This is a genomic window from Flavobacterium sp. CSZ (assembly GCF_015350725.1).
Lineage (GTDB): Bacteria > Bacteroidota > Bacteroidia > Flavobacteriales > Flavobacteriaceae > Flavobacterium.
This window is the reverse complement of sequence record NZ_JADKPQ010000040.1, coordinates 1-12,817: the sequence shown is the minus strand read 5'-3', so window position 1 is coordinate 12,817 and position 12,817 is coordinate 1. Positions and strand designations below refer to the sequence as shown.

Genomic DNA, 12,817 nt, shown 5'->3' with positions numbered 1-12,817 from the left:
CTCAACTCAAAAACAGTTGTGGATATTAAGTCAATTTGAAGGCGGGTCGCTTGCCTATAATATACCTGTAGCCTTAAAAATTAAAGGAAACATAGTTATCGATAAACTTGAAGAATCCTTCCGTTTGCTAATCGAGAGACATGAAATACTCCGTAGCTCATTCAATATAAATGAAGATGGAATTGTTGAACAATTTGTCTTGGATAAAAAAGCAATTCATTGTACAATTGAAAAAGTTGATTTCACACAAGAATCCAATCTCGAAGCTAAAGTTCTCAATTATATAGATACCAAAAGCAATGAAGTTTTCGACTTGCAAACCGGGGTATTAATTAAGAATTCTTTGATAAAGATTAAGGATAATGAATACATCCTTTTCTTTTCGATGCATCATATTATAGGAGATGGCAGATCATTAGAAATTATAGTTAAAGACATATTGCACTTTTATAAAATGCTTATTGATAATACTAAAAGTGATGTTGAGGATCTTAAAATTCAATTTAAAGATTTTGTTTTTTGGAAAAACAGCAATCAAGACGAGTACATAAGAGCAAAGCAGTACTGGTTAGAAAAATTTAGCGGAACATTACCTGTACTAAATATTGAAAACAGTAAAAAAAGGCCTTTAATAAAATCATTTAATGGCAGTAAAAAAGAGCTTCAATTTTCGCAGGAGTTTACAACTGAATTAAAAGAGTATTCCAAAGCTCACGAAGTGACTTTATTTATGACTTTGCTGTGTGGTATAAATGTTTTATTGTACACCTATTCTGAACAGCACGATATCATAATTGGAACGCCATTAGCAGGAAGGGATCATCCGGACTTAGAAAACTTAGTAGGATTGTTTTTAAACATTATTCCCATCCGAACAATCATGCAGGGCAATAACACTTTTTACGATTTACTTAAAGATCAAAAAAATAATTTGTTGACTTCATTTGAACATCAAAATTACCCATTAACGGATCTTATTGATGCCTTGCAGCTAAAAAAAGACAACAGCAGGGCACCTTTATTTGATGTAATGATGAGTCTCAATTTAGCAAACAAAAATCTTGGTTATGAAGGATTTGATGCATTTGAAATAGAAGCTTTCGAATTTAAAAGAAAGGCCTCGCAATTCGATCTCAATTTTGTTTTTAATCAATTTGATAATCTGGAATTAACCCTGGAATACAATACAGATATTTTTGAAGAATTTGAAATCGAAAGACTCTTCAACGATTTCGAAAAAATGATGAAAAAAATATTTAAGAATTCAAATCTCCCTATTAAGGAATTTAAAAAATCAAACCAGGAAATCAAAAAAAGGAATTTAAACAAACTCTCTAATCTTTTAAAAAAATAATTATGATAAGTAGAATTAATAAGTTGAAGAATCAGGATATAAAAAAAATCAATTTAAATGAAGATGTTAAAACATCATTTTTTGAAAACAAAAAATATCCTTTGGTGATTAGTCCGATTAATTCCGGATATAATTTAAAGAATTGGTTTTTGGAAAATGACAAATATTTTGAAAGTTCTCTTTTAAACTACGGTGCGATATTATTCAGGGATTTTAAAATCAATTCGGTGGAAAAATTTCAGGATTTGATGGCTATGTTTCCAAAGGAACTTTTAGAATACAAGTTCAGATCTTCTCCAAGATTTGAATTAGGTGATAATGTATATGTATCTACCACTTATCCAGAAGATGAAAATATCAATATGCATAGTGAAAATTCATATGCTATGAATCCGCCGCATCGCATTGTGTTTTGCTGTGTAATTGCTTCAGAGTACAGAGGCGAGACTCCTATTGCAGACAATCGACTTGTTCTTGGTCACATAAATGAAGTTTTAAAAAATAAATTTAAAGAAAAAGGTGTCCTGTACAGAAGAAATTTAAGTGGTGTATTGGGATTATCATGGCAGGAAGTTTTTCAGACTTCAGATAAAATTCAGGTCCAGGAAGAGTGTCTTTCAAACGGAATTGATTTTGAATGGGCCGGTGAGAATGAATTGATACTAACATGGAAAAAAGAGGCTATTTGCGAACATCCCCTGACAAAAGAATTGGTCTGGTTTAATCACGGTATGTTTTTTAATAAACATATGCTGCATGAAGACTTTTTAAGATCTATTAATTCTGATGACGAATTGCCTAATAATACATTTTTTGGCGATGGTTCAGAAATATCAAAAGATGAAATTGAAGAATTAAAATTGGCTTACCAAAAATCCATAGTGGAGTTTCAATGGGAGAGTGGAGATGTATTGTTTTTAGATAATTATCTTTTTTCACATGGAAGAAACCCATACAAAGGAGAACGAAAAATCATTGTTTCCATTTCTTAATCATATCCCTATTATAGCAAGATGTAAAATTTTAAAAGCATAAAAAATTATGAATATAAATGATAGTATTGAAGGTTATGAATTATCAGAGAATCAAAAGAATTTGTGGTATGTATCTAAAAACAGCCCAGAAGTTTTTTACAATCAAATAATCTTAGAGATTAAGATTGATTTGTCTATTGAAGATTTTCTTAATGCATTTACCATTGTTAAAAAAAGTAACAAAATCTTAGTATTCAAGTTAATTCATAATTTGAATTTTCATAATCCTTTTCAGATTGAGTCTGCAGATACTGCCACAGATTGGAATGAAATTGAGATGATGAATCCTGATCTTATGACACAGGAGATAAATGATGCTTTAGGATTTAGATATGATCCTGCAAAAAATAGTCCCATTAGATTTTGTTTTGTAAAACAGTCTGGCAAAGTAAAACATATTGCCGTAAGAGTATATTCTTTATGGGGAGATATTAACAGCTGCCACAATTTGTGCAGACAAATATTTATGGCAATTTTATCAGATCAAAACCAAAGTATTGATCAGGAAAAAATTGATTACATCAATTTTAGTGCCTGGCAAAATGACTTAATTGCTCAGCCCGAGAGAGAAGCAAAAGTATTTTGGAAAAATTACAATTATCAGCTTACAGAGACTTTAGTGCCATTCTTTAAATCCCAAAAAGGGTTTTTACCTAAAAAGAAACAAATCACTTTTATTGATGGAGAAAATTATGCTACCCTTAAAAAGTTTTGTTCTGATAATGACTGCGAAATCAAATCTGTTTTTCTTTTTCATTATATAAATTATTTGCACTTATTTTCTGAAAATGAGATAACTATTGGTATTTCTAATTTTAAAAGAGAATATAAAGAACTCGATGAGACTATTGGATTAGTTTCAAAAAATCTTCCTTTAAAGATTAAGAAACTGGATAAGTTGGGCATAATTGAAGCGTTATCTTACATCGAATCTCAACTGAATATTGTAGAAGAGTGGTCTGATTTTTTCACATTAGGAAGAGAGAAATCAGATAATTTATCAAAAGAATCCTATTTTAATTATTGCTTTGAGTATATAGATTTAAAATTAGAGAACAAAAGTTTTTCAAATGAATTTAAAGTAGAGGACTTGTTTTCTGTACAGGATACATTCGATGTAAAAATTTCCTGTATTGATTCAGGAGATTCTGTTTCTGTCGCATTTTATTACAACGAAAATTGTTTGAGCCAAAACGATATTGATGTTCTTTCAGATCAGTTTGATATCATGTATGATCAACTGCTGGTTATGGACAAGCAAAATAAATTGGGTGAAACTCAAAAACAAATTATAAAAACGGCAAATTCAACTGCGAGAAAATTTCCGACATATGATTCAATTGTAGCATTAATTGAGCAACAGAGTTGTTTTTTTCCTGCAAATATAGCGTTGTTTACCAATGAAAAAGAGCTGACGTATTTAGAACTAAACAATAAATCAGATCAATTTAAAAATTATCTCATTGAAAAACATAATATTAAAAAAGGAGATGCCGTATGTGTTGTAGGTGAAGGTACAGAATGGTTTATAATTGCTATTCTGGGTATAATGAAAGCAGGAGCCTATTACATTCCTATTGACTTAAAATACCCAAAAGACAGAATAGAGCACATCATCAGAGAATCAAATTGCAGTGTATTGGTTACTGAGGATAATGCACCAAAGAGCCAAGATTCAGTTCAGGTAATTAATCCTTTTGACACAGAAATTTACAGCGTAGAGAGAAAAAATCATAAGATTGATATCGATCCTCAGGATTTCGCCTACTGTATCTACACTTCTGGCTCTACAGGCAAGCCAAAGGGCTGTGCTATAAGTCATGCCAGTTTATTAAACTACATTCAATGGTCTAATGAATTTTATTTTGAGAATCCTGATCTTGGAAATTGGGGACTCATCACATCAATTTCTTTTGATTTAACCATTACTGCTATATTTACAAGTCTGTCAAGAGGCAAGAAATTATGGCTAGGTAATTTTAACAAAAGTATCATTGAATTGCTAAGAGAAACCTTTAATAATCCAAAAATTGATACTGTAAAGTTAACCCCTGCACATGTTTCATTATTGAAAGAATTAGATATTAAAAAATCATCCATAAGAAAAATCATTTGTGGCGGAGAGCAATTGCTAAAGTATCAAATAGAGATATTAAAGCAAATCAATAAGGACATCTGTATTTATAATGAATATGGACCTACGGAATCCACTGTTGGCTGTATTGTTAAAGAAATTAAAGAAGATGATCAAACGATTTTAATAGGCAAACCAATTGCCAACACATCGATTTACATATTAGATAAAAATCAATCTTACTGCCCTATTGGAGTTAAGGGAGAAATATATATAGCAGGTTGCGGACTGGCATCAGGCTACCTTAATCGAAGGGATCTTACTGCAGAAAAATTTATTAATAATCCTTTTGTAAAGGGAGAACGTTTATATAAATCAGGAGATTTGGCCTGCTGGCTGCCAGATGGCAATATTGAATATTTTGGTAGACTCGACGATCAGGTAAAATTAAGAGGCCACAGAATAGAATTAGGAGAAATAGAACAGCTAATTTCCAGCTACGGAGCTATTAGTCAGTCTGTAGTAACTGTAAAAGAAAATGATAACGAAAAATATCTTGTAGCCTATTACGTTTCAGGTAATGAAATTGATAAAAAAGACCTTAAAAATACTTTAAGCAAGATTTTGCCAGACTATATGATTCCTGGTTATTATATTCAGTTACCGGTTATGCCCCTTACTGCGAACGGAAAAATTGATAAAAAAATACTAGCAGAAGTTGTAGAAAAAGATCTTATCAAAGAGGAATATATTTCTCCAAGAACACAAGAAGAAGAACTCTTAGTTTCAGTTTGTCTGGATGTCTTAAAACACGATCGCATTAGTGTGAAAGACAATTTTTATAATTATGGAGGTGATTCGATTAAATCCATCCAAATTGTTTCGAGATTAAAACAATTGGGTTATAGTTTAAAAGTGGATCAGATTTTAAGAAATCCGATACTGGAAGATTTAGCAAAATTCATAAAATCGAATACCATCAATGTAGATCAGTCAGAAGTAACAGGACATGTGGCACTAAGCCCAATTCAAAATTATTTCTTTCAGAGTTCAACTATTATCAATAAAAATCATTACAACCAATCGGTGCTTTTAAAAAGTAAAGTTGCTGTTAATCAGGAAGTTTTAGAGCACTGTATCTCAAAATTAATATTGCATCATGATGCTTTAAGAATGCAGTATAGTTTTATCAATGATCAATGGCTGCAGTACAATAATGATGCTTCGGGAAAACATTATAAAATTAATTTTTATGACCTCAGGGAAGATCCAAATGAATTAGAATCTTTAAATAGAATTGGAGAAGAATTACAGTCCGGTTTTGATATTGGCTCAGGCGTATTGGTTCATGTTGGGCATTTTAGACTTAAAGACGGAGACCGTTTGGCCCTCATTATTCATCATTTGGTTATCGATGGCATTTCTTGGCGTATTTTCTTAGAAGATTTATCCACCTTATATGAGTCAATCTCTTCTAACAATGAAAAAAAGTTACCATTAAAAACAGATTCTTTTCAACGCTGGACTGCTTCACAACTTGATTATGCTAAGAGTGAAAACGTAAAAAAAGAGCGTGCATATTGGGAGAATGTTTCCAGCCAGATAATACCATTATTACCAACAGATTATAGAGAAGAACCAAAAAAATCTAAGCTGGACGAATTGATTAATTTGGTATTAGATGCATCCCTAACAGAGAAATTACAGACGCAGATACATCATATATACAATACAGAGATTAATGATATCCTCTTAACAGGTCTTGCAATGGCAATTCGGGATGTATTTGGAATTGAAAAAACTGCTGTGAGAATGGAAGGTCACGGAAGGGAAGAAATAATAGATGGAATCGATATTGGCCGAACCATTGGATGGTTTACCAGTGTATATCCTGTTATTTTGGATCTTTCCAGATCAAGAGGTTATGAAATAGTATCGATTAAAGAATCTTTACGTAAAATACCGGGTAAAGGTATTGGTTATGGTATTTTGAGTTATCTGGATAAACCGTTTTCAAACAAATTGAAACCAAGTATTGAATTTAATTATTTAGGAGATTTTGGCCATCAGACTAAAGAAAATAAAGAGCCTTTATTTAAATTTTCGTCAGAAAATATTGGAGCATCTCTAGCCACAGTAAATGGCAAAGGAGAAATCCTTCTGGATGTTTCAGGAATAATGATTTCAGGGGAGCTTCACATGTCAATTCGCTATTCAGGCAGTTTATTTAATAGAGAAACTATAGAAAGATTAACTAATGCTTACAGAGAAAATCTTCAAAATCTTATCGAGGAACTCTCAGGTAAAAAACAAAATTACTTAACGCCATCTGACCTGACATATAAAAAAATCCAATACTCAGATCTTACTGGTGTAAAACATTATAACATGGTAGAAGACATTTATGAATTGTCTCCTTTACAGCAGGGAATGTATTACCATTGGTTATTAGATAAAAAAGATCTTTTGTACTATAATCAAGTCTCCTACAGGCTATACTTTGCAGATTTTAACAGTGAAAATGTAAAAAAAGCCTTTGAACAGTTAATAGCCAGACACGCCGTGCTGCGAACTAGCTTTACCAATAAATTAGGGGAAGAAATGCTTCAGATCGTGTATAAAAAAGTGACAGCAAATTTCAAATTTGATAAACTTATTGCAGATGAAAATAGTATTGAAGAAAAATTAAACCAAATAAAACAGACCAATAAAACAGTCTTATTTGATTTCGACCAACCATCTCTAATCCGATTAAATGTCATAGAGGTAAAAGATGGAGAATATGAATTTATTTGGAACTATCACCACATATTACTGGATGGCTGGTGTACCAGTATATTAATCAATGACTTTAGTAATCTGTTGTCATCATTACAGCACAATACAAAAGTAACACTACAAAAACCAGTAGGATATTCTAAATACATTCAATGGTTATCAAAATTAGATAAAGGTACTTCACTGAAATACTGGCGAGATTATTTAGAAGGATTTAATGAGGCAACACAACTTCCTTTTAATAAAAATGAAGAAGGTTATGCACTAATTACCAAAGAGTTCTTTATTGAAAATGATTTATGGCAAAAAATAAACTCAATATGCAATGAAAACGATATAACCAATAGTACATTTTTTCAAGGCGTTTGGGGCTATATGTTATCGAGAATCAACGATACAAATGATGTCATATTTGGTGCTATTGTTTCTGGTAGACCGGCAGAATTAAATGGGGTAGAGACTATTGTAGGGTTATTTAGCAATACGATCCCTGTGCGTGTTAGATATGGAAGTAAGGAAACACCAAAAGAATTATTAAAAAGACTTCAAAACGAAAATATAGACAGCACACCACACCATTTTTTAAATATATCTGAAGTACAGACGCAAAGCACTTTAAATAAAAGCCTGATAAGTACGATCATGATTTTTGAGAATTATGTGGTACACGATTTAAATCTGGATGAAAATTTAGATATGGGAGAAATAGGTCAGATCGATTTAAACCTCCAGACTAATTTTGATTTCAATTTTGAAGTCGTACCATCAGAGTCAAATTTCAAAATAAAATTCGATTATAATCAAAATAAATTTGATCAGCAAATCATTCAGGACCTTGTCGACTACTTAAAATTTACTTTAGAATTGTTTGCAGTTGAACTGAATACAGCATTTGATCATTTATCGCTTCGATTTGAAAATAAAAAGAAAATTTCAATCACGCAGAATGCAAAAACTTTAAACAATACAGTACATGCATTGGCCAGAAATGAAGAAAATACTATTGAAGCCGGACTTGCAAAAGAGAAAATAATTGGAAATAATATTAATAAACTCTCAAAATTTTTAAAGTAAGATTGGCTAAGTCACCGCATTTGCAATACTAGAGTAAAAGAGCAAAGAGCAAAGAGATGGTTTAAAAACGACATAACAACTCAAAACCAATTTAAAAAATAAAAACTTTTAACAAAATCAAATCATGGGAATTAATAGCAATATTGAAGGATACGAATTATCAGAAAACCAAAAAAACCTGTGGGCTTTAGGTAATATCGGACAATACTTTAATCAAATAAAAATTGAATTAAAATTTGATATCGGACAGGATAAACTGCTGCAATATATTGAGCAAGTAGTGCGTAAAAACGAAATCCTACACTACAAAATGATGTTAAGTAATGGATTTACTTATCCAATTCAGATTGATGCCGCTGATACTAAAACAGAGTGGGTAGAAGTAGATTTAAATGCCAATCATACAGATTCAGCAGTTGAAGAACAATTTAATTACCCTTATGACCCTTTAAAGAATCAGCCTTTACGTTTTTGTTTTGCAAAAGAATCCGGAAAAATTAAATTTATTTATATCAGATTCTATTCTCTATGGAGTGATTCTTACAGTCCATTATTGTTCTGTGAATATTTAATTGATGAAATTAATGCCGAAAATAATACTGAAAATAAAGAAAACATACAGGCTGAAAAAATTGAATATTCAGGATTTAGTTCCTGGCAGAACGAATTAATTAATGAACCGGAAGTAGAAGCGGTAGATTTTTGGAAAAACTACGCAGCAGATTTTGGAAACAAAACAATTCCGTTTAATGATATAACAGACTCTTTTAGAGCCTCAAAAAGACAAGTGCATAATATCGAAAAGGCAGACTATAACAGTTTAAAAGCCTACTGTGAAAACAATGATGTTAAAATAGAAATTGTTCTGTTGCACAATTACTTAAAATATCTAATGTTATTTGCAGAAGATCAAGTAAGCATTGGATATATTCCCTTTGAGAGAAAATATAAAGAATTAGCCAACACCTTTGGGTATGTAAATAACATTATTCCCTTTAAGTTCAACACCTTTGACACAATATCTTTAAAACAGACGGCAGATACTATTGCTGCAGAACTTAATAATGTAAGTGACTGGTCGGATTTTTTTACCATTGACAGAGACAATAAAATAAAAAACAGTGCCGATTTTTACTTTAAATACTGTTTTGAATATATCGATTTATCAAAAAAGGAATGGCAAAATAATATTTTTGAGATTAAGGATCTTACTCTTATACAGGATTCTTTTGATTTAAAATTATCATGCATAGACAATGGTGATAGTATAGCTGTAGAAGTATATTTTAACAAAGAAGCATTTGCACCAGCTGCACAAAATATTGTATCGGAACAATTAAAAAATCATTTTACAGCCCCTACACAACTGGATGCTTTTGACAGTGAGATTAGCGAACTGGAAAACCAGATTATTGCTAAATCAAATGCAACTCAAAAACACTTTGCTGAAACTCATTCTGTGATATCATTATTCGAGGCTCAAGTCATCGCTAATCCGGAGAATATTGCCTTATTAAATGATGATTTTAAAATTAATTATCAGGAACTAAACCAGAAAGCCAATCAATTAAAAAATTACCTAATAGAGCGTTATGATATAAAGCCAGGTGATGCAGTATGTTACCTGGGGAATGCCACAGATTGGTATGTAATAAGTGTTTTGGCAATTTTAAAGGCGGGAGCTTATTTCATTCCTATAGATACAAATTATCCCCATGAACGCATTAATTATATTTTGCAGGAATCAAACTGTAAAGTTTTAATATCTGATCCTAATCAAACTGTCGATTTTGATTTAGCCAATTATAGTGTTTTGGTTCCATGTTTTGATGAGATTGCAAAATCGAATAATCCTGATCAAAAAATTGAATATGATAAAAACGATCTAGCCTACTGTATTTATACCTCTGGTTCAACGGGAAACCCAAAAGGATGTACTATAAGGCATTCTAACCTGCTTAATTATGTGCAATGGTGCAATACATTTTATTTTGAAAATGCTCAAGAAGGTAACTGGGGATTATTTACCTCGATTTCATTTGATCTTTCTATAACAGCCTTGTTTTTAAGTCTGATAAGAGGAAGAAAACTTTGGATTTCAAATTTTGATAAAGAAATTAATGTTTTGCTTCAGGAATCTTTTAACAATGCTCAAATCGATACTTTAAAAATTACCCCTGCGCATATTTCTCTGTTAAAAGATGTGGAAATAAAAAATACAACTATTAAAAAAATTATTTGTGGAGGTGAAAAGCTGCTTAATTATCACATTGAGATTCTTCAAAACATACGAAAAGATATAGAAATATACAATGAATATGGACCTACAGAATGTACAGTAGGATGTATTGTGAGTCAGGTTTTGAGCAACGATTCAAAAATACTTGTAGGCAAACCAATCGCCAATACTGAGATTTACATATTAAATAAAGATTCAAAACCTTGTCATATTGGTGAAGTAGGAGAAATTTTTGTGGGCGGATCAGGGGTATCCAGCGGCTATTTGAACCGATCAGATTTAACAGCCGAAAAATTCATTGTAAATCCGTTCAATACTACTCAAAAGTTATATAGCACTGGGGATTTGGCTTGTTGGCTTCCCGATGGAAATATAGAATACCTGGGCAGAAAAGATCATCAGGTTAAAATTAGAGGATACAGAATTGAACTGGAAGAAATTGAAAAAACAATCCTTGAATTTTCCACCGATATTGCTCAGGTTGTAGTGGATGCCAAAGAGATGAATGACGATAAGATACTTATTGCTTATCTGGTTTGTAATAAGATTATAGATAAAACAAAGCTGAATCATTTTTTAAAAGAAAAATTACCGGCTTACATGAATCCGGGCTTTATTGTTAATATCGATAAAGTACCTCTTACCTCTAATGGAAAAATCGATAGAAAATTGCTTCCAAATGTTAGCGTTCAAAACTTTTTGAGAGCACAATACGTGGCACCACAAAACGAAATACAACGTCAGGTAGCAGAAATTTGGCAGGATCTTTTAAAAATTGAAAAAATTGGAATAAATGATAATTTTATTGAATTGGGTGGACACAGTTTAGTAGCAGTTCAGGTTTTTAACAGAATTTATAAAGAACTGGGGAAAACCATTTCCTTGCGATTATTCTTTGAGAATCCAACCATAAAAGAATTGGTTGATCAGTTAAAAGATAATGAATTCATTTCAATTGAAAAAACAAGCCAGCAGGATTCTTATCCTTTAACGGCTTCACAAAACAGATTTTGGGTTTTAAGCCAGTTCGAGGAAGCTTCTTTGGCCTATAACATGCAGACCATATTGAAATTTAAAGGCACAATTAATATTGAAAAATTTGAAGCAGCATTTACCCATTTAATCAACAGACATGAGAATTTAAGAACTTCTTTTCAGCCATCAAAAAGCGGTGAGATTCGTCAAATAATAACTCCAATAGAAGATGTTGAATTTAAAATGCAATTTTTAGATTTCAGCCATACTGATCTAACCGATGATTCTCTTGACAAATATTTTGCAAAAGAAAACAGTAAACCATTTGAACTGGAAAATTCACCTTTGCTTCGTACAACTTTAATAAAAACGCAAGATCAAGAATATGTTTTTTCAATAACGCTTCCACACATTATTGGAGATGGATGGTCAATGGAAATCCTTGCAGTAGAAGTTGTTAAAATATATAACGCTTTGCTTCAGGATAAAGAGATTGACTTGCCACAATTGAATATTCAATATAAAGATTATGCAGTATGGCTAAACGAGGAAGTTAAAAAAGACAAATACAAAATTTCTGCAGAGTATTGGCTAAACCAATTTAGTGGAGATCTTGGGGTTGTAAACTTGCCAAGTGTTAAAAAACGCCCGTTGATCAAAACATACAATGGCGATTATCAAGTGCATGAATTTTCGAATTCCTTTTTAGAGAAATTAAACCTCTTTTCAAAAGAACATGATGTAACACTATTTATGACATTGATGTCTGTTATAAATACATTGCTGCATAAATACACCGGAAACGAAGATATAATTGTTGGTTCGCCAATAGCAGGCAGAGAGCATCCCGATTTAGAAAATCAGGTTGGATTATATCTTAACACTCTTGCATTGAGAACAAAAGTAGAAAAAGATGCTGATTTTATGACCATAGTACATCATGAAAAAGAAGTCTTACTACAGGCTTTTGAGCATCAAAATTATCCTTTTGATGAGTTAATCGACCAGTTGAATTTTAAAAGAGACATTAGCAGATCAGTGCTTTTTGATATTATTGTGACCTTACAAAGTCAGGAAAAATTAAATAATTTTGAAAAAGAAGATATTATAGACTTTGAAGTTCATTCTTATAATTACAAAAACACGACTTCTAAATTTGATATAGAATTTAATTTTATAGAATCAGATGCTTTGACTTTAGGTATTAAGTATAATACTGATATTTATGACTTGGCCTTTATTGAGAAAATGTTTCTTCATTTTGAACACTTATCGTTATCGTTAATTGC

The 12,817-nt window shown here is 31.5% G+C and carries 4 protein-coding genes; all 4 read left to right on the top strand.

The window, feature by feature from the left end; translation table 11 throughout:
* A partial coding sequence (locus IRZ78_RS25735; protein WP_228520623.1) for a condensation domain-containing protein occupies nucleotides 1-1,354 on the top strand: 1,354 nt, incomplete at its 5' end.
* Between the two features lie 2 nt (nucleotides 1,355-1,356).
* Entirely contained in the window at nucleotides 1,357-2,346 is a 990-nt protein-coding gene (locus tag IRZ78_RS25730; RefSeq protein ID WP_194620403.1) for a TauD/TfdA family dioxygenase, read from the top strand.
* Nucleotides 2,347-2,395: 49 nt separating this feature from the next.
* Complete coding sequence (locus IRZ78_RS25725) at nucleotides 2,396-8,314, top strand: non-ribosomal peptide synthetase (RefSeq protein ID WP_194620394.1); 5,919 nt, start codon at nucleotides 2,396-2,398, stop codon at nucleotides 8,312-8,314.
* 124 nt (nucleotides 8,315-8,438) lie between these two features.
* Nucleotides 8,439-12,817: non-ribosomal peptide synthetase (locus IRZ78_RS25720; protein ID WP_194620392.1), on the top strand; the 4,379-nt coding region annotated here is incomplete at its 3' end.

Bases quoted from the DNA above. Each gene is read 5' to 3' on its own strand.
- IRZ78_RS25725 (WP_194620394.1), top strand. From the start codon at position 2,396: ATGAATATAAATGATAGTATTGAAGGTTATGAATTATCAGAGAATCAA.
- IRZ78_RS25730 (WP_194620403.1), top strand. From the start codon at position 1,357: ATGATAAGTAGAATTAATAAGTTGAAGAATCAGGATATAAAAAAAATC.